Genomic DNA, 18720 nt, shown 5'->3' with positions numbered 1-18720 from the left:
GTCTGAACCGGCGTCAGTTCCTCGCCAAGGCGATGGCCGCCGGAGCGGTGGGAACCCTTGCCACCTGGGCGAATCCGATCATCGACCGGGCCTTCGCCGCCGACCCGGCCGGGATGGGCGGGCTCGGTGACATCGAGCATGTCGTGCTGCTCATGCAGGAGAACCGTTCCTTCGACCACTATTTCGGCACGCTGGCCGGGGTGCGCGGCTTCGGTGAGGCGTCCACGGCCTGGCGCCAGTACGGCTGGTCACCCGGAATCGGGCCCACCGCCGACGGTTTCGTGGAGCCGTTCCGCCTCGACACCACCGCGGGCGCCACCCTCGACGGCGAATGCATCAACGACCCCGACCACAGCTGGCTCGGCATGCACCAGGCGTTCGCCGACGGCCGCAACGACGGCTGGATGCCGATGTCGGTGGCCTCGGTGGGCCCGGCCAACGCCCCCGCCGCCATGGGTTACTACCTGCCGCAAGACATTCCGATCCACACCGAGCTGGCGCAGGCGTTCACCCTCTGCGACAACTACCACTGCTCGGTGCTCGGCCCCACCGACCCCAACCGGCTGTACTGGATCAGCGCGACCATCGACCCCGACGGGCTGGCGGGCGGGCCGCTGGTGGAGACGCCGCTGCTGATCCCGAAGAACGTCTACAGCTGGCGCACCTACCCCGAGAACCTGTCCGAGGGTGGGGTGAGCTGGAAGATCTACAGCAATCGCGATGTCGGCCCGGCGTCGTCGATGATCCTGGACGGGATGCTGGGCTGCTTCACCCAGGCCGCCGACCCGAACTCCGAGCTGGCGCGTCGGGGCATCGCGCCGGTGTACCCCAACGACTTCCGGGCCGACGTCGCCGCGGGCACGCTGCCCGCCGTGTCCTGGGTGGTGCCCTCGGTGCTGCACTGCGAGCATCCCGCGCTGCCCGCCGCCTTCGGCGCGCTGGGCATCGTGGAGCTGCTCGACATCCTCACCTCGAATCCGGCGGTGTGGGAGAAGACCGCCCTGATCATCAGCTACGACGAGAACGGCGGGTTCTTCGACCACGTCACCCCGCCCACTCCGCCGCCGGGCACGCCGGGCGAATTCCTCACGGTGCCGCTGGACCGGGTGCCCGCCGCGGGTGGCATCGCCGGACCGATCGGGCTGGGCTATCGGGTGCCGTGCCTGGTGATCTCGCCCTACAGCCGGGGCGGGCTGGTCGCGTCGCAGACCTTCGACCACACCTCGCAATTGCGGCTGCTGGAGACCCGATTCGGCGTCGACGTCCCCAATCTCACGGCGTGGCGGCGCGGCGTCACGGGGGACATGACCTCCACCTTCGACTTCGCCTCCGCACCCGACGCCGCCCGCCCGGTGCTACCGGACCCCCGACCCAAGGCCGACGCGGCGATCGCGCAGTGCGGACCGAACATCGCGGCGGGCACCCTCGGCCAGGGGACGCCGTATCCGGTGCCGCCCAATGCCATGCCCACGCAGCAGCCGGGGACGCGACGCGCGCCGAGCGGTCCGGTGGCGGTGTGAGCTCAGTTCGCGGCGGCGGGGACCCAGTAGACGCTGGTCATGCTGGGGCGCTTGCGCATCGCGGCGAAACTGTGTCTGGCGGGGGAGAGCAGCGCGGTGAACCACGAGCGCCGATATTCGGCGAGACTCGCGGCGACGGCGGGGAATTCGAGGCAGTGCACGCCCCCCGGCATACCCAGACGGTGGCGAGCCCCCCGCTGGTCTCTGCTGCTCATGATCATCCTTCGTCTCGCTGATTCGGCCTTCCGCCTGCGCGAACAGTAGTCGACGCGACGCGCCCGACTGCGGATTTCGTGTCGTGGCGTTCGGGCGTGTCGGATGCGAGACTGGGCCCATGTTGCGGATCGGCCTCACCGGAGGCATGGGAGCAGGAAAGTCCACAGTGGCGCGCACGCTGGTCGAACTGGGGGCGGTACTCGTCGACTCCGACGCGATCGCCCGCGAGGTCGTCGCCCCCGGCACGCCGGGGTTGGCGGCGCTGGTCGACGCGTTCGGCGCGGGGATCCTGGCGGACGACGGCAGCCTGGACCGCCCCGCGCTGGCGGCGGTCGCCTTCGCCGACGACGCGTCACGCAACACCCTCAACGCCATCACCCACCCGCTCGTCGGCGCGCGCACCGCCGAACTGATCGGCGCCGCCCCCGCCGATGCCATTGTCGTGCAGGACATTCCGCTGCTCGTGGAGAACGGACTCGCCCCGCTCATGCAGCTGGTGCTGGTGGTCGGGGCCGAGGTCGAGACCCGGCTGCGACGGCTGGTGGAGCACCGCGGGGTCCCCGAGGCCGACGCGCGGACCCGCATCGCGGCCCAGGCCACCGACGAGCAACGGCACGCCGTCGCCGATGTGTGGCTGGACAACAACGGCGCGCCCGAGGTGGTCACCGAGCAGGTGCGCGCGCTGTGGGAGCGACGGCTGGTGCCCTTCGAGCGCAATCAGCGCGAGGGCGTGCGCGCGCGGGCCGACTACCGGCTGCTGGCCGCCGACCCCGAGTGGGCGGCGCAGGCCCGCCGGATCATCGCCCGTCTGCACCTGCTGTGCGGTGCCTCGGCGGTGCGCATCGACCACGTCGGCTCCACCGCGGTGCCCGGACTGCCCGCCAAGGATGTCATCGACATCCAGGTGACGGTGGCCGATCTGACCACCGCCGAATCCCTGGCCGGTGCGCTGACCGCCGCCGGATTCCCGCTCGCCCCGACGGTGACCCACGACAACCCGAAGCCGACCCCGGGTGACCCGACGGGCACCGATCCGGACCGGTGGGGCAAGCGACTGCACGGCAACGCCGACCCGGCCCGTCCCGCGAACATCCATCTGCGCGTACAGGATTCGCCCGGACAGCGCTTCGCGTTGGATCTGCGCGACTGGCTGCGCGCCGAGCCCGACGCGCGCGAGGACTACCTGGCGGTCAAGCGCGAGGCCGAGCGGGCCGCCGCCGACAAGGCGGGCGAGGCGGCGGGGGAGGCGTATTACGCGGTGAAGGAGCCGTGGTTCGACCAGGTCTATCCGGTGGTCACCGAGTGGGCCCGCGCGCACGCGTGACCTCGATGCCAATCTGTTAAACATCAATGTTTCGGAAACCGGTCGAGCGGTGCCGCGTGCTGTGTAAATTGTGCCGGGTCACTACAGGGTGACTCGATTCACAGGGAAGTTGTAGCGCGTATGACAACACAGCATCGTCAGTTCGGCCGGGCGGGCTTCGGTATCACCGCACTCGGCGCCGTCGCGGCCAGCGTTGTGCTCGCCGCCCCGCAGGCCTCGGCCTGGGTCGGCAACCTCAATGTGGCGGGCGAGAACCACAAGGTCGGCTGCAGTTACAAGCTGACCGCCGCGGTCGAGGTCGATCGGCTGACCTCGGTGAAGTTCACCGACAACGGCGTGGACATCCCCGGCAGCCCGGTCTCGCCCTCGGTGCTCTCGGGCACGGTGAGCATCACCTGGAAGCCGACCACGGCCGGTCAGCACAAGCTCGAGGCGCGCCAGCTGCTGATCAGCGACTCGATCACGGTCACCGTGAGCGAGGCGGCCGCGACCGGCAGCGCGGGCTGCGGCGGCGGCCTGGCCGACCTGCTGCCCAGCCTGTCGGCGGGCTGATCCACCGCTGTTCTCCCGGCACCGCCGGTGACCTCGCTGCCGAGGGTCACCGGCGGTTTCGTCGTTTCAGCGCCAGGTGATGGGCATCCCGAGGTCGGCCAGCCAGTTCTCCAGGTGGTAGCCGTGCGCGGCGATCCCGTCGATGGCGGCGGTGGCGTGTTCGATGGCGGCCTGGCACTCGGCGGGAGAGAGCTGGCCGCTGGTGTTGGCGGCGAGTAGCTCGTCGATGTCGACCAGGCGCACGTCACGGCCGGTGCGGACCAGGACGTCGAGGTAGTGGTCGATCGAGCGCCACAGCGTCGGCGATTCCCGGGTGAACGCGCCGATGTCGACGTAGATGTCCTGCCACTGCTCCACGCCGGGGTTGTAGCCGAACACGGTCGCGCGCAGCGACAGCTCGGGCACGATCCACGACTCGAGGTAGTGGAAGTTGGGGTGATCGGAGTGGCGGGCCATGTAGAGCCCCCACGGCTCTTCCCGGTAGACCTCCACCGGCCGGACGAACCCCTTGGGATCGGTATTCGTCTGCGCCGCGATGTCGAAGTACTCGACCTTGGGTGGGTGCACGTGCACGGTGGATGCCTGCGTCATGATCGCAGAATCTACCGCCGACCTGGTGCGGGCGCCCGCGCGCGGACTCACATCCAGGTCAGCGTGATCCCCCGGGTGCGCAACCACTGCTCGACGTCGTGATCCTGCGCGGCGAGACCGTCGAGGACCACCGCCGCGTGCTCGAAGGCGCGATCGGCGTCGTCGGTGGTGACGTGGCCCGCGGCGTGCGCGGCGAGCAGGGCGCCGGACCCGCGCAGGCTCGACGACCGGCCGCGACGCACCGCCACGTCGAGGAAGTAGTCGGTGGCCTTCCAGCGCTTCGGTCCCACCTGCACGATCTCGGCGATGTCGAGGACGTAGTCGTGGCTGCGGTGATGACCGGGGCGATCGTGCTCGATGGTGAGGCGGATCGACAGGCCGGGCAGCAACCAGGACTCCTCGTAGCGACCGTGCGGCCGGTCGAGGGTGCGTGCCAGATAGATGCCCCAGGGCTGGGTCTCGTACCGGTCGACCGGGCGGATGTAGCCCCTGGTGTCGGTGGCGGTGAGCTCGGCCAGATCGAAGAACTCGACCCGGGGGCGCGCTGGCGGGGACACCGCCGGGGGCGGAGGTTGCGGACCGCGGATCTCGCGCGCGAAATATCCCGCGAATCCGGTGACGGCCGGAGCCGCGACGAGCAGGGGAAGCAGAGCGCTCATGGCCTTGTCCTTCACCACGTGCCGATGATCAACTCAGCGTACGCCCGGATCCGGCCTCGTGCCGGGCGTGTCGTGGGACCCGGGTGTGCGAATGACCTTGGTACATGGGACGTTTCGGACAGGCGGTGGGGATGCCCGCGGTTTGCCGGTCGCCGGTGCGGGTGGGGGCGGCGGCCGCCGCTCGTGAAACTTGTCGGTGGTCGGGCCTAACCTGGTGTGCATGGCATTCGCAACCGAGATTCCGGCGGAAGGGTACGAGGAACGGGGGCACCCGCTCGCGCATTCCGAGCACCGACCCGTCGGCACGATCGAGCGTGCCGGTGGCCGCTTCGAGGTGGTCAGCGAGCACAAACCCGCAGGTGACCAGCCCGCGGCCATCGCCGAGCTGGAACGGCGCGTCACCGCGGGCGAGAAGGACGTGGTCCTGCTCGGTGCCACCGGTACCGGTAAGTCGGCCACCACGGCGTGGCTGATCGAGAAGCTGCAGCGGCCCACCCTGGTGATGGCGCCCAACAAGACCCTCGCGGCCCAGCTGGCCAACGAGTTGCGCGAGATGCTGCCGCACAACGCGGTGGAGTACTTCGTCTCGTACTACGACTACTACCAGCCCGAGGCCTACATCGCGCAGACCGATACCTACATCGAGAAGGACAGCTCGATCAACGACGACGTCGAGCGGCTGCGCCACTCGGCCACCTCGAGCCTGCTCTCGCGCCGCGACGTGGTCGTGGTGGCCTCGGTGTCGTGCATCTACGGCCTGGGTACGCCGCAGTCGTATCTGGACCGGTCGGTGCAGCTCGAGGTGGGCGGCGAGGTCGACCGCGACGCGCTGCTGCGGCTGCTGGTCGACGTGCAGTACACCCGCAACGACATGGCCTTCACCCGCGGCACCTTCCGGGTGCGCGGCGACACCGTCGAGATCATCCCCTCCTACGAGGAACTGGCGGTGCGCATCGAGTTCTTCGGTGACGAGATCGAGGCGCTGTACTACCTGCACCCGCTCACCGGTGACGTGGTCCGGCAGGTCGACTCGCTGCGCATCTTCCCGGCCACCCACTACGTGGCCGGTCCGGAGCGGATGAACCGCGCGGTCGCCGATATCGAGACCGAGCTGGCCGAGCGGCTGGCCGAGCTGGAGAAGCAGGGCAAGCTGCTCGAGGCGCAGCGCCTGCGCATGCGCACCGAGTACGACCTGGAGATGATCCGCCAGGTGGGCTTCTGCTCCGGTATCGAGAACTACTCGCGCCACATCGACGGACGCCCGGCGGGCTCGGCTCCGGCCACGCTGCTGGACTACTTCCCCGACGACTTCCTGCTGGTGATCGACGAGTCGCACGTCACCGTGCCGCAGATCGGCGGCATGTTCGAGGGCGACATGTCGCGCAAGCGCAACCTCGTCGAGTTCGGTTTCCGGCTGCCCTCGGCGGTCGACAACCGGCCGCTGACCTGGGAGGAGTTCGCCGACCGGATCGGTCAGGCGGTCTACCTGTCCGCGACGCCGGGCCCGTACGAGCTGGGGCAGGTCGGTGGTGAGGTGGTCGAGCAGGTGATCCGCCCGACCGGCCTGGTCGACCCTCACGTGGTGGTGAAGCCGACCAAGGGCCAGATCGACGATCTGGTGCACGAGATCCGCGGCCGCACCGAACGCGACGAGCGCGTACTGGTCACCACCCTGACCAAGAAGATGGCCGAGGACCTCACCGACTACCTGCTCGGACTGGGCGTGCGGGTGCGCTACCTGCACTCCGAGATCGACACCCTGCGCCGCGTCGAACTGCTGCGGCAGCTGCGGCTGGGCGAGTACGACGTGCTGGTGGGCATCAACCTGCTGCGCGAGGGCCTCGACCTGCCCGAGGTGTCGCTGGTCGCGATCCTGGACGCCGACAAGGAGGGCTTCCTGCGGTCGAGCACCAGCCTCATCCAGACCATCGGCCGCGCGGCGCGCAATGTCTCCGGTGAAGTGCACATGTACGCCGACAAGATCACCGACTCGATGCGCCACGCCATCGACGAGACCGATCGCCGCCGCGCCAAGCAGATCGCCTACAACGAGGCCAACGGCATCGACCCCCAGCCGCTGCGCAAGAAGATCGCCGACATCCTCGATCAGGTGTATCAGGAGGCCGAGGACGAGGTCGCCGTCGGCGGTTCGGGCCGCAACGCCAGCCGTGGCCGCCGTGCCCAGGGCGAGCCCGGCCGCGCGGTCAGCGCCGGGATCTACGCCGAACGCGACCTGAAGTCCATGCCGCGCGCCGAACTGGCCGACCTGGTCACCCAGCTCACCGCACAGATGATGAACGCGGCCCGCGAACTCCAGTTCGAGCTGGCAGGCCGCTTACGCGACGAGATCGCGGACCTGAAGAAGGAACTCCGCGGTATGGACGCAGCGGGCATCGGCTAGGCAGCGATGTCGGTCCGATCGCCGCGACACCCCCGGGTTTTCGGCCGCCTCGCACCCGAGCGGCGAGACGTAACGCCGCAGGCGAAGTATCGCCGCTCGGGTGCGAGGCCCTCAGGGCCGAAAACCCCGCGGCGCCAGCCGCTATGTCACTGCGTTCATCCATTCGGCGATGCGGCGGTCGGCTTCCTCGCGGGAGACTTCTTCCACGCGGGTGATGACCGCCCAGCGGTGACCGAAGGGGTCGATCACCACGCCGAAGCGTTCGCCGTTGACGAAGGTCTGCGGCTCTTCGGCGGTGCGGGCGCCGTGCTCGATCGCGCGGGCGACGACGGCGTCGACATCGGGGCAGTAGTGCACGATCGAGGTGTGCACCCAGTCCTGCGGGGCGAGGACGTTGTTCTCCGGGATCGGCATGCCGAGTTGGAGGGTGGAGTCGCCGATGAGGAGTTCGGCGTGGGCGGGTTGTCCGTCGGGGCGGTCGGCCCGGCTGAGCACCTTCGCGCCGAACACCGTGGTGTAGAAGTCGATGGCGGCGTTGCCGTCGGGCACGGCCAGGAAACAGGTGATGGAGTGGTAGCCCTCGGGAATGGGGGTGACGGATTCGGTCATGACATCGATCTTGGTCGTCCGGTGCGCGGGGGTCTTGTAAGAACGCGACAGCCGAGCGGGGGAGGTCGTCGTGCCCGGTGAGTCGCCGGAATCCGGTGATCAGCGCGGCATTCTGCATCCGGGGGAGCAGGCCCGGCATCGCCGCTTGGACCGGCTGACGGTCGGGCCTGCGCTGTCCGGTTTCGCGGACCGGTACTGGGTGGTGCGCTGGGATCTGCGCGGCCGCCCGGCCTATCACGCGCAGGTGCTGTCGTTTCCGTGCGTGAACGTCACCTTCGAGCGCAGCGCGGTGCGCACGGGCGGTTTCGTCAACGGGGTGTGCACCACCAAGTACGTGCGGGAATTGAGCGGGGAGGGCGAGACTTTCGGCATCCGTTTCGTCCCGGGTGGTTTCGGGGCGTTCACGGGGATGGATGTCGGTGTGCTGCGCGATGATTCGGCACCGCTGGCCGAGGTGCTTCCGGCCGCGGCGGGGTTGACCGAAAAGGTGCTGGCCGAGACGTCCGACGAGCGCAGGCGGGAAGTGATCGAGGCGTTCTTCGCGGGGCGCGGACGTTCGGACGATCCGCATTTCGCGCTGGTCGCGCGGATCGTGGCGGCGATGGCCGACGATCCGGAGCTCACACGCGTCGATCAGGTCACCGCGCGGTTCGGTGTTCCGGTGCGCACCGTGCAGCGTTTGTTCCGGCGTTATGTGGGGGCCGGGCCGAAATGGGTGCTGTGCCGTTTCCGGTTACAGGACGCCGCCGATCGGCTGGCCCGCGGTGACCGCGTGGACCTGGCCGAACTGGCCGCCGATCTCGGCTATTTCGATCAGGCGCATTTCACGCGCGAGTTCACCGCGGAGATCGGGATGGCGCCGTCGGAATATGCGCGCGCGGCCTCGGTGGAGGTCTGAAATATTGTCATTTCGACTGGTTGTGATGGAACCCATCGATAGTGTCGGCGACGTGAGAACAACTTTTCGTCGAATTTCCCGTCCCGCCCTGCTCGGTGCCGCCTGTGCGACCGTGATGACCGCCGCGGCACTGCTCGCCCCGCACGCGGGCGCCGAGGGCGAACAGCGGGTCGCCGTCGAGGGCACCGACCACAAGGTCGGCTGCTCCTATCAGCTCACGGCCGCCAACGTCGTCGGCTACAGCTCCAGCGACGCGGGCGCCCTTGTCACCTTCTACGACGACGGCCAGGTGATCGGCGCGGTGCAGGTGCCCACGATCGGCACCACCGACACGACCTGGCGTCCGGCCTCGGCGGGTGAGCATCTGCTGACCGCGAAGGTCGACGGCGTCACCACGCACTGGATCGTCCCCGCCACGGTGACCGTCGAGCCGAGCACCGGCAGTGGCAGCGCGGCCTGTGGACTGCCCAGTTTCTCCGGGTGATGTGAGGAAAGTCCCAGCCGCGCACCGGCATTGATTCCGTTGTGATAGGCCACAGTTTCGCGCGTCCGGTCTGTAATCGCCGCAGGTAGCTGTTCACGAGTGTCGCGCAGGCCACCGCACCAGCGTGGACGCCGATCGACACTCCCGGTGTGATCTGTTGCGATTTCTGATAAATCGCCCTGTTTTGGCGTTAGGGTCGACCCAATTGCCGCGCCGACGCTCGATTCCCGGGTGGTTCGGTGCCGGCGCCGACCAAGTTGGAGGAGAGATGACCGCCTACCGGACCATTGTCGTCGGTACTGATGGCTCGGACTCGTCGTACGTCGCCGTCGAGAAGGCCGCCGCACTCGCCGGCGCTGCGGAGGCCACTCTCGTGCTCGCCTGCGCGTACTTCCCGACCGACGATCGCGACGTCGCCGCCGCGGCCGATGTGCTCAAGGACGAGGCCTACCAGGTCCGTGGCTCCGCGCCGACCAACGAGATCCTGCACGTCGCGCGGGAGAAGGCCACCGCCGCCGGTGCCAAGAACATCGTCGAGCGCGCCATCGTCGGCGAGCCGGTCGACTCGCTGCTCGACCTGGTCCGCGAGACCAAGGCCGACCTGCTCGTCGTCGGTAACCGAGGTCTGAACACCCTCACCGGCCGCCTGCTGGGTTCGGTGCCCTCGGACGTGGCCCGCAAGTCGCGTTCGGACGTGCTGATCGTGCACACCGTCCGCTGACCGGACGAACGAAAGCCCCGGACCGCACCGCGATCCGGGGCTTTCGTGTGTGTCAGGCGGGTGCGAGCGCGGCCAGCACCTCGGGCAGGTCCTCGGTGTGCACCACGGCCAGCCGCTGGGTGGCGCGGGTGAGCGCGACGTAGAGGTCGTTGAGACCGCGCGGCGACTCACTCAGGATCGCCCCCGGCTCCACCAGATACACCCGGTCGAACTCGAGGCCCTTCGCGTCGTGCACAGTCAGCACCTGCACCGATTCCCCGGCCAGCGCGGACAGCTCCGGGATCAGCGCCGCGGGCGCGAGCACCGCGCTGGTACCCGGGCCGTGCTCGAGCTCGAGCAGTCGGGCCACCTCCGCGCGCACCCCTTCGGGCCGCACCCGGTGCGCGCGCGGCGGATGACCGGTCTCCCGGACCGAGCGCGGTACCCGACCCTCGGGATCGATCGCGGCCAGCACGTCCCCGGCGACCGTCATGATCTCGGCCGGGGTGCGGTAGTTCACCGACAGCTCGGTGAGCTTCCAGCGTTGCGCCACATAGGGTTCCAGCACCCGCTGCCACGACGACGCACCCGCCGGATCACCGGTCTGGGCGACATCGCCGACCACGGTGATCCAGCGGTTCGGAATGCGTCGCATGACCATCCGCCAGGCCATCTCCGAGAGTTCCTGGGCTTCGTCGACGATGACATGCCCGTAGGTCCAGGTGCGGTCGCCCGCGGCGCGCTCGGCGGTGGTCTGCCGGTTGCCGAATTCCTGGCGCTGGGCCAGCTGGGAGGCGTCGATCAGGTCGTAGGCCATCAGGATCTCGGGGTCGAGTTCGTCCTCGATGTCCTGCGGTGCCGAACCGGTCAGGATGTCGAGCGCGTCCTGGGCCTCGGCCAGCTGGGCGCGCCAGCGGCGGCGGGAGCGCTCGCGTTCCTCGGTGTCGTCGACGCCGAGCAGTTCGGCCAGCTCGTCGAGCAGCGGGGCGTCGGCGGCGGCGAAGGTGCCGTCGTCGGCGCGCACCAGCTCGGCGCGGTCGGCCGGGCTCAGCGACTTGGCCGCGCGGTCGAGCCGGGCCGGGTCGGCGAGCAGATCGGCCAGCACCTCTTGCGGCGACAGGATCGGCCACAGCGCGGTGATGGCGGCCTGCACCTGCGGGTCGGCGCGCATCTCGTCGCCGATCTCGGTGAGGTCTGCGGAGCTGAGCAGGCTCGCCCCGCCGGAGAGATCCGCGCCCATGGTGGCGGCGAGCTGATCGGTGAGCGCGTCGATCACCGAGGACGCGAAGATCGGGCGGGCCAGGTTGTGCGGACGCCGCGAGGAGCGGGCCCGGCCGCGCGCCTTGGTCGCGATCTTGCGATCCAGGGTCACCGGGTAGCCGTCGAAGGACAGCCGCACCGGTTCGGCGGGCACCTCCTGCCGGTCGCGCACGGCCTGCTTGAGCACCTCGATCATGTCGAGGGAGCCCTTGATCTCGCCAGCGCGCAGCGAGTCCTCGCGCACCGCCTTCACCCCGGGATACAGGTCACCGATCGTCGAGAGCAGCACACCGGTCTCACCGAGGGAGGGCAGCACCTGACCGATGTAATCGAGGAAGGTGGCGTTGGGGCCGATGATCAGCACGCCGCTCTTGGCCAGCTGCTGGCGGTAGGTGTAGAGCAGGTAGGCGGCGCGGTGCAGCGCGACCGCGGTCTTGCCGGTGCCCGGCCCGCCCTGCACCACCAGCACGCTCTTGTGCTCGGAGCGGATGATCGCGTCCTGCTCGCTCTGGATGGTCTCGACGATGTCGTTCATGTGCCCGGTGCGGGCCGCGTTGAGCGCCGAGAGCAGCGCGCTCTCCCCGCCCACGCCGTCGTCGGTGCCGATCGCGCCGTCGCGTTCGGCGGCGGCCAGGTCCAGGTATTCGTCGGTGATGGTGGTGACCGCGCGGTTGCGTGAGCGGATGTGGCGGCGGCGGACGACGTCTTCGGGATTGGCGGTGGTGGCCAGGTAGAACGGGCGGGCCAGCGGGGCGCGCCAGTCCAGCAGCAGCGGTTCGTAGTCGTTGTCCTCGTCGAGGATGCCCAGGCGGCCGATGTAGCGCGGCGGCTCGGCGGACTCACCGTCGAGGTCGATCCGGCCGAAGCACAGGCCGTGCTCGGCGGCGTCGTATTTGGCCAGGTCCTCGTGGTAGAGCTGGGTGAACGACTCCCGTTCGCTGCGCGCCTGCGGGGTACCGCCGGTCTCGAGCAGCACGGTCTTGAGGCGGTTCTGCGCGTACGCGCGCATGCCGTCGAGCTTGGTGTAGAGCACCGAGAGGTACTGCTGCTCCTGGTCGAGTTCGCGGCTGTGCGCCGGTTCCGCGGTGCGTTCCTCGGCGAGGCGGTCGGGCAAAACAGGACTCCTTGTCACCGCGTTGAGAACAGAGTTGTCGAGTCTACTTGTCCGCGCGGAGTCGGGGTCCGCGTCCGCGATCAGGACGCGTGGGTGCTGTTGGAACGCCGGTTCGGGCCGAGACCGACATCACGATGGGCCGAGGGCTTGTCGCGGTACATGGCCAGATCGGCGTCGTGCAGGACGGCCTCGGGCGTGCGCAGCTCGTGCGGACCGAGCTCGGTGATCCCGATCGAGGCGGTGACCTCGAGCCGGTGCCCGCGTGCGATGATCGGCTCGGCCATGGTGGTGCGCAGCCGCTCGACCAGCGCGGGCAGGTCCGCGCGCTGGGGATGCCCGGCCAGCAGCACCAGGAACTCGTCGCCGCCCAGGCGCCCGACCACGTCGGAGACCCGCAGCGCGCGCTGCAACCGCTGGGCGACGATCTGCAACACGATGTCGCCGATGGCGTGGCCCAGGGTGTCGTTGATCGCCTTGAACCCGTCGAGGTCGATGAACAGCACCGTGGTGACCAGGCTGCCGCCCTCGTCGGCCAGCGCCGAGGACAGCTGGGACAGGATCAGCGACCGGTTGGCCAGCCCGGTCAGCGCGTCGTGGGTGGCCTGGTACTCGAGCTGACGTCGGCTGGCCCGGTACTCGGTGATGTCGGCGAAGGAGGACACCCCCGAGGAATCCGGGCTGCCGGGATTGAGCAGACGGCAGTTGCACGACAACCACACCTGGCTGCCGTCGGCGTGCTCGACCCCGAAGATGAACTGGGTGACGGCCTCGCCGGTCGCGAGGGTGTGCGCCATCGGATGCCGCGTGGCCGGGAGCGGACCGCCGTCGCGGTCGACCATGGTGACGGGAAGTTCGTCGATGTGCCTGCCGACCACCGCGGTCGTGTCGTCGATGCCCAGGATGCGTTTGCCCGCCGGGTTGATCGATTCGAGCCTGCCGCGCCGGTCGACGACGAGCACGCCCTCCTCGAGCTGGGACACCACCGTGGTGAAGTGTGCCTCGGCGCGCCGGGCCGAGGCCTCCGCGGCCCGCTGGGCGGTCAGATCGTGCACCACCACCTGGTAGGCCAGTTCGTCCTGCCAGACCGTGAGCACCGACACCGTCTGCACGGGGACACTGCGCCCGTCGACGCGGACCAGGTCCATCTCGGTCGGTGGGGAGGCGGCGCCCTCGGCGGTCAGCTGCTCGATGCGCTCGAGCATCGCCGGGATCGAGTCCGGATGGACGAAGTCGGTGATGGACAGGCCCAGCAGGTCCTCGGCCGAGCGGGCGCCCAGCAGCCGCACCATGGCCGGATTGACATAGACGATGGTGCCCGATTCGTGCACACACAGCGCGTCGGGCGTGTGTTCGACCAGCGAGCGGTACCGCTGCGCGAGCTGCTCGGCGCTCGCGGCGTCGGACGATGCTTCTCCCACTGCGATACCCCCGATCTCGGCCTGGTCTGGCGACGGTGCACAGGACTATTGTGGTGACCCTCGATGAGATCCGCGAGGAGCGACGTGAAACCGGACGTGCGTCCCGGCGGTATGGCCCACCGTCTCGATTCTATGTCCATCGCCGGAGTCGGTGTCGTCTCCGGCTACGGCTGGGGGCGGGAAACCCTGTGGCAGGGGCTGCTGGCCGGGAAGCCCGCCGCGCGCCTGCACCCCGGTTACGGGCCCGGACGTGACCAGCACGCCTGGGTCGGCCGGATTCCCGCCCTCGGTGATCCCGCCCACGGACGCGGGGTGTTCGGGCGCGCCGTCACCGCGGTGGCCGCCGAAGCGGTGGCCGACGCCGAGGCCAGGGGCTGGCGCCGGGCGGGCCGCACGGTCGGCATGGTGCACGCGGTCACCCTCGGTGACGTCGCCGACTGGCGTGATTTCTACCTCGTCGACCACGGCCACCGCCGCCCCCGCGACTACCTGCCGCTGCTGCCGTCGACGGCCATCTCGGTGGTGATGCAGGAATTCGGCTTCCACGGACCCGCGATGGACGTGTCCGCGGCGTGCAGCTCCGGCACCGTGGCCCTGCTGACCGCCCAGCTGTGGCTGGCCGCGGGCCTGGTCGACGACGTGCTGTGCGTGAGCACCGACATCTCGGCCACCCCCGACATGCTCGATCACTTCGTCCGGATGGGCGCCGCGGTCGCCGACGTCGACCCGTTCACCGCCTGCCGCCCCTTCCAGGAGGACTCGCTGGGCTTCGTCATGGCCGAGGCGTCCTCGGCGCTGCTGCTCACCGAGGCGGTCGAGGTCCCGTACGCCCGCGTGCTCGGCGGTGCCATGAACAACGACGCCTTCCACGTCGTCTCCGTCGAACCCACCCACGCCCAGCTCATCGCGTGCGCGCGGCAGGCGCTCACCGCCGCCGGGCTCGAGGCCGCCGAGATCGACTATTTCAGCGCGCACGGCACCGGCACCCGCCAGTGCGACGCCGCCGAACGCGCGGTGCTCAGCACGGTCTTCGACGACCGTCCCGCCGTCACCGTGCTCAAGCCGCTGGTCGGCCACTGCCAGGGCGCGTCCGCGGCGGTGGAGATCGCCGCGCTGGCGCTGTCCTACGAGCGCGGCCTCGCCGTCTCGGCGCCGGTGACGGCCCCGGCGCACCCCCGCCTGCTCGACGGCACGGCACCGCTCACCGGCGGCCCGACCATGAAACTGTCGATGGGCATGGGCGGCAACAATGCCGCCGTGGTGCTCGCCGCGGCCTGAGGACACTCAGTCGATGTCGCCGCCGTCGGGCCCGCCCGCCAGCGCGTAACCGCCGGTCGGATGGTCCTGCGGCAGCGGCACGGCCCAGCGCAGTCGGGTACCCGGGAGCTCCGGATGGTCCTCGTCGGTGGCGGCGGGCTGGGCCGGACCCACCTCGAAGCGCCCGCCCGCCTCCTGCGCGCGCTGTTCGAGATTGCGCAGCCCGCTGCGGATGACGTGGTTCGGGATGCCCCAGCCGTTGTCGCTGACCGTGATGGTCAGATCGTCGGCCACCTCGATGACGATGGCGACGGTGTCGGCGCCGGAATGGCGCACCGCGTTGCTCACCGCCTCGCGCACCACCGCCTCGGCGTGATCGGCCAGCTGCGGATCGAGCACCGACAGCGGCCCCGACACCTGGATGGTGGCGCGCAGGGCGATATCGGCGGTCTGGCGCCGGATGGCCACCTCCAGCCGCTGCTGCAGACTCGCGCTGTGCTCGGGGCCGCTGGCGTGCAGGTCGAAGATGGAGGTGCGGATCTCCTGCACCACCTCCTGCAGGTCCATGATCACCGTCGAAAGCCGCTGCCGCACTTCGGGAACCACGGCCTTGGGCAGCGTCGCCTGCACGGTCAGACCGATCGCGAACAGCCGCTGGATGACGTGGTCGTGCAGGTCGCGGGCGATCCGGTCGCGGTCGGCGACGATGTCGAGCTCGCGCATCCGGCGCTGCGCGTCGGCCAGCCGCACCGCCAGCGCGGCCTGATCGCAGAAGGCGGCGGTGAGTTCCATCATCTCGTCCGAATAGGGCGCGAAGCCGGGCGGACGAATGGTCACCAGCACGCCGAGGGTGGCGTCGGGCGTGCACAGCGGCAGCACCAGGGCCGGTCCGGCACACGGGGTTTCGGAGCCGGGGAAGTCGATGCCGAGGGTCACCTCGGCGGTGTTGTCGTAGCGCAGGGGAGTGCGCCGGGTGAACGCGTCACCCAGGGCGGTGCCCGCGATCGGGATGGTCTGCCAGTCCTGCCCGGCGTCGGGCCCGGTCCACTGGGTGATCACGAGTTCGGAGATCTCACCGGGGGATTCGTCGGGCACCGGCACCGAGGCGAGGAACGCCTGGTGCGAGCCGGTCAGGCCGCGCGCGGCGTCGACCACGTGCGCCAGCACCCGGTCGGATTCGGTACCGGCCAGGAACTCGGTGGCGATGTCGCGGGTGGCCTCGATCCACGCCTGGCGGGTGCGCGCCTGCTCGTAGAGGCGCGCGTTGTCCACCGCGATGCCCGCCGCGGCGGCCAGCGCCAGCACCAGGACCTCGTCCTCCTCGGTGAACGGCTGCCCGTTCGACTTCTCGGTGAGATACAGGCTGCCGAAGACCTTGTCCCGAATGCGCACCGGCACACCGAGAAACGTGTGCATCGGCGGATGCCCGGCCGGGAAGCCCACCGAGGAGGAGTGTTTCGTCAGATCGTCCAGGCGCAGCGGGGCCTTCTCCGCGAACACCGCGCCGAGCACCCCGTGCCCGGCGGGTAATCGCTCGATGCGTTCGCGGATCTTGTCCGGCAGGCCCTCGTCGATGAACTGCGCGACCTGCTGATCGTGGCCGCGCACCGCCAGCGCGCCGTAGCGGGCGTCGACCAGGTTCATCGCGGTGCGCACGATGGTGCGCAGGGTCTCGTCCAGATCCAGGCCCGCGGTGACGGTGAGCATGGCCTCGACCAGGCCGTCCATCCGGTCGCGCGAGCCGATCATCACCTCGACGCGGTCGGCCACCTCGCCGAGGAGGTCGCGCAGACGCTGTTGGGAGACGGTCCGCCCCGGCGAATAGCGGTCACCCCGACCGTCATTCGTCATCGCCGTGTCCTTCGCGCCGTGCCGCCCCTACCGATCAGACGCAAAGTCTAGTCCGCAATGTTGGGACTTTCGGCCCTTCACTCGCACCGGCCCCCGATGGTGGCATAGGGCACCGGGAAATGGGATCGAGAAGTGGGGCAAGAGATGAATTCGTTGTCGAGCACCCAGCACTGGACGACCGCCGCGGACCCCGAGCTCGCGGTGACCACCCGTGGCGAGGTACCGGCTCAGGACGTCACCCGGGCGGTCCGCGCCATCACTCGCGTGATGCGCAGGCATCACCTCGACAGTCCGGCTCGCGTGCGCGTCACCGCGCCGCAGGGTTGCGACGAGCCGACCCTGGTGCAGGCCAACATCCGCACCAACGAGACCCTCACCCGCGTGCAGGTGACCGGCCCCGGCGGGTTCGCGGTCACCTTCGCCGCCGAGCGGCTCGACCGCCAGCTCGCGCGTCGCGCCGGTAAGGAGACGCGTGGCGCCTGGCCCGATCCGGCCCGCAGGCCGCTGGCGCAGGTCACCGAGACCCGGCCGATCATCCGTCGCAAGGACTGCGCCCTGATGACCGGCACGCCGCTCGAGGCCAGCACCGTGCTCGACGCGATGGACTACGACGCCTACCTGTTCACCGACGCCCTCACCGGCGAGGACGCCATCGTCACCTGGGCCGACCCGCACGGTGTCAACCTGGCGCGACAGCGGCACACCCTCGCCGTCGACGAGCAGGCCGGGCTGCCGCTGACCGCCAGCGCGATGCCGGTGCGTGTGGTCCAGGACGCCGCTCCCGTCTACGCCGAGGACGAGGCCTCCGACGTGCTGTGCACCGGGGGTCTGCCGTACCTGTTCTTCACCGACAGCCACACCGGCCGCGGCAACCTGCTGTACCGCCGCTACGACGGCGACCTGACGATCGTCGTCCCCGCCTGACCCGTCAGGGTTCCTCGCGGAGTTTGGTGGCCAGGACCGCCGCCTGGGTGCGGCGTTCCACGCCCAGTTTGGCGAGCAGGCGGGAGACGTAGTTCTTCACCGTCTTCTCGGCCAGGAACATGCGGGCCGCGATCTGGCGGTTGGTCAGGCCCTCACCGAGGAGTTCGAGCAGGCGCCGCTCCTGATCGGTGAGGCCCGCCAGCGCCCCCGAGGGCTCGGTGCTGCGTCGCAGCCGGGCCCGCAGCGCGTCGGCGGCCCTGGTGTCGAGTAGCGAGTGCCCCGCGCCCACCTGTTTGATGGCGTCGGCCAGCTTCATGCCGTCGATGTTCTTCACCACATAGCCGCTGGCCCCCGCCAGGATCGCGTCCAGCATCGCGTGCTCGTCGGAGAACGAGGTCAGGATCAGGCAGTGCAGGTCCTCGAACTCGGCCAGCAGATTGCGGCACAGCTCGATGCCGTTGCCGTCGGGCAGCCGCACATCCAGCACCGCGACATCGGGCCGCGCCTCCCGAATGCGCACCATCGCCTCCGCGACACCGCCCGCCTGCCCGATCACACTGAGTTCTGGGTCACCCTCCAGCAGGTCGATCAGTCCACGCCGCACGATCTCGTGATCATCGACCAGAAACACCTCGAGCACTGCGGCTCCTTCATCATGTCGATCGCCCCCACCCTGCCACCCGACCCCCACGCTCAAACTTAGCCCGCACGCCGAAATCCCGGGCGCAGACGAGGAACTGAACAGACAACCCGCACGACAACCACCTCACCCAACCCCGCACATCCCGACCCCGAGGAGGGATCGCCGACGAAGTCGGCGGTTCGCGCCCGTCCCGTCGATCGGGCGCCGTTTCGTAGGCGACGAAGGAGCAAGAAACGGTGCCTGATCGACGGGACCCGAGGGGGCGCGAACTCGAGCGCGCCAGCGCTCCAATATTCCTG

General features: G+C 69.8%; 17 protein-coding genes. 9 read left to right on the top strand and 8 right to left on the bottom strand.

Annotated elements, in window-relative coordinates; genetic code table 11:
• Window positions 1-32: 32 nt before the first annotated feature.
• Complete coding sequence (locus QC180_RS28370) at window positions 33-1520, top strand: phospholipase C (protein WP_278266016.1); 1488 nt, start codon at window positions 33-35, stop codon at window positions 1518-1520.
• A gap of 2 nt (window positions 1521-1522) precedes the next feature.
• Here the strand turns inward: QC180_RS28370 and QC180_RS28365 are convergent, their stop codons facing one another.
• Window positions 1523-1735: a hypothetical protein gene (locus QC180_RS28365; RefSeq protein WP_278265916.1), complete on the bottom strand. Its 213-nt coding sequence runs from the start codon at window positions 1733-1735 to the stop codon at window positions 1523-1525.
• Between the two features lie 119 nt (window positions 1736-1854).
• Between QC180_RS28365 and coaE the strand changes: the two genes are divergently transcribed.
• On the top strand, window positions 1855-3060 hold the full coding sequence (coaE, locus tag QC180_RS28360) for a dephospho-CoA kinase (protein WP_278265915.1): 1206 nt from the start codon (window positions 1855-1857) through the stop codon (window positions 3058-3060).
• Window positions 3061-3180: 120 nt separating this feature from the next.
• Window positions 3181-3612, top strand: a complete 432-nt coding sequence (locus QC180_RS28355; RefSeq protein ID WP_278265914.1) for a hypothetical protein — start codon at window positions 3181-3183, stop codon at window positions 3610-3612.
• Window positions 3613-3678: 66 nt separating this feature from the next.
• Here the strand turns inward: QC180_RS28355 and QC180_RS28350 are convergent, their stop codons facing one another.
• Both QC180_RS28350 and QC180_RS28345 read right to left on the bottom strand, forming a co-directional pair.
• Window positions 3679-4203, bottom strand: a complete 525-nt coding sequence (locus tag QC180_RS28350; RefSeq protein WP_278265913.1) for a ribonuclease FAU-1 family protein — start codon at window positions 4201-4203, stop codon at window positions 3679-3681.
• Window positions 4204-4250: 47 nt separating this feature from the next.
• The gene (locus QC180_RS28345) at window positions 4251-4862 is read right to left on the bottom strand and encodes a DUF402 domain-containing protein (RefSeq protein ID WP_278265912.1); all 612 of its coding nucleotides are present in this window, start codon (window positions 4860-4862) and stop codon (window positions 4251-4253) included.
• Between the two features lie 220 nt (window positions 4863-5082).
• Here QC180_RS28345 and uvrB point away from each other — a divergent pair, with 220 nt between their 5' ends.
• Complete coding sequence (gene uvrB, locus QC180_RS28340) at window positions 5083-7263, top strand: excinuclease ABC subunit UvrB (RefSeq protein WP_278265911.1); 2181 nt, start codon at window positions 5083-5085, stop codon at window positions 7261-7263.
• A 141-nt stretch (window positions 7264-7404) separates the two neighbouring features.
• Here the strand turns inward: uvrB and QC180_RS28335 are convergent, their stop codons facing one another.
• Window positions 7405-7872: a VOC family protein gene (locus QC180_RS28335; RefSeq protein ID WP_278265910.1), complete on the bottom strand. Its 468-nt coding sequence runs from the start codon at window positions 7870-7872 to the stop codon at window positions 7405-7407.
• 70 nt (window positions 7873-7942) lie between these two features.
• On the opposite strand from QC180_RS28335, the gene QC180_RS28330 reads away from it, so the two are divergent.
• The 3 genes from QC180_RS28330 to QC180_RS28320 all read left to right on the top strand — a co-directional run bounded on the left by QC180_RS28330 (window position 7943) and on the right by QC180_RS28320 (window position 9975).
• Window positions 7943-8770 (top strand): AraC family transcriptional regulator, encoded by an 828-nt coding sequence (locus QC180_RS28330; RefSeq protein ID WP_278265909.1) that lies wholly within the window; start codon window positions 7943-7945, stop codon window positions 8768-8770.
• Between the two features lie 52 nt (window positions 8771-8822).
• Window positions 8823-9254 (top strand): hypothetical protein, encoded by a 432-nt coding sequence (locus QC180_RS28325; protein ID WP_278265908.1) that lies wholly within the window; start codon window positions 8823-8825, stop codon window positions 9252-9254.
• Window positions 9255-9522: 268 nt separating this feature from the next.
• On the top strand, window positions 9523-9975 hold the full coding sequence (locus QC180_RS28320; RefSeq protein WP_278265907.1) for a universal stress protein: 453 nt from the start codon (window positions 9523-9525) through the stop codon (window positions 9973-9975).
• 52 nt (window positions 9976-10027) lie between these two features.
• Here the strand turns inward: QC180_RS28320 and QC180_RS28315 are convergent, their stop codons facing one another.
• A complete protein-coding gene (locus QC180_RS28315; protein ID WP_278265906.1) occupies window positions 10028-12328 on the bottom strand; it encodes a HelD family protein in 2301 nt (766 codons plus the stop codon).
• Window positions 12329-12408: 80 nt separating this feature from the next.
• The gene (locus tag QC180_RS28310) at window positions 12409-13746 is read right to left on the bottom strand and encodes a diguanylate cyclase domain-containing protein (RefSeq protein WP_278265905.1); all 1338 of its coding nucleotides are present in this window, start codon (window positions 13744-13746) and stop codon (window positions 12409-12411) included.
• Between the two features lie 132 nt (window positions 13747-13878).
• On the opposite strand from QC180_RS28310, the gene QC180_RS28305 reads away from it, so the two are divergent.
• A complete protein-coding gene (locus QC180_RS28305) occupies window positions 13879-15024 on the top strand; it encodes a beta-ketoacyl synthase N-terminal-like domain-containing protein (protein WP_278265904.1) in 1146 nt (381 codons plus the stop codon).
• A 6-nt stretch (window positions 15025-15030) separates the two neighbouring features.
• On the opposite strand, the gene QC180_RS28300 is transcribed toward QC180_RS28305, so the two are convergent.
• Window positions 15031-16854: a sensor histidine kinase gene (locus QC180_RS28300; RefSeq protein ID WP_278265903.1), complete on the bottom strand. Its 1824-nt coding sequence runs from the start codon at window positions 16852-16854 to the stop codon at window positions 15031-15033.
• Between the two features lie 144 nt (window positions 16855-16998).
• Between QC180_RS28300 and QC180_RS28295 the strand changes: the two genes are divergently transcribed.
• The gene (locus tag QC180_RS28295; protein WP_278265902.1) at window positions 16999-17778 is read left to right on the top strand and encodes a hypothetical protein; all 780 of its coding nucleotides are present in this window, start codon (window positions 16999-17001) and stop codon (window positions 17776-17778) included.
• A 4-nt stretch (window positions 17779-17782) separates the two neighbouring features.
• Here the strand turns inward: QC180_RS28295 and QC180_RS28290 are convergent, their stop codons facing one another.
• Window positions 17783-18418: a response regulator transcription factor gene (locus tag QC180_RS28290; protein WP_278265901.1), complete on the bottom strand. Its 636-nt coding sequence runs from the start codon at window positions 18416-18418 to the stop codon at window positions 17783-17785.
• Between the last annotated feature and the right edge of the window lie 302 nt (window positions 18419-18720).

Source organism: Nocardia anocheti, assembly GCF_029675105.1.
Taxonomy (GTDB): domain Bacteria; phylum Actinomycetota; class Actinomycetes; order Mycobacteriales; family Mycobacteriaceae; genus Nocardia.
The sequence above is the reverse complement of the archived record's forward strand: the minus strand, read 5'-3'. Positions and strand labels throughout refer to the sequence as shown.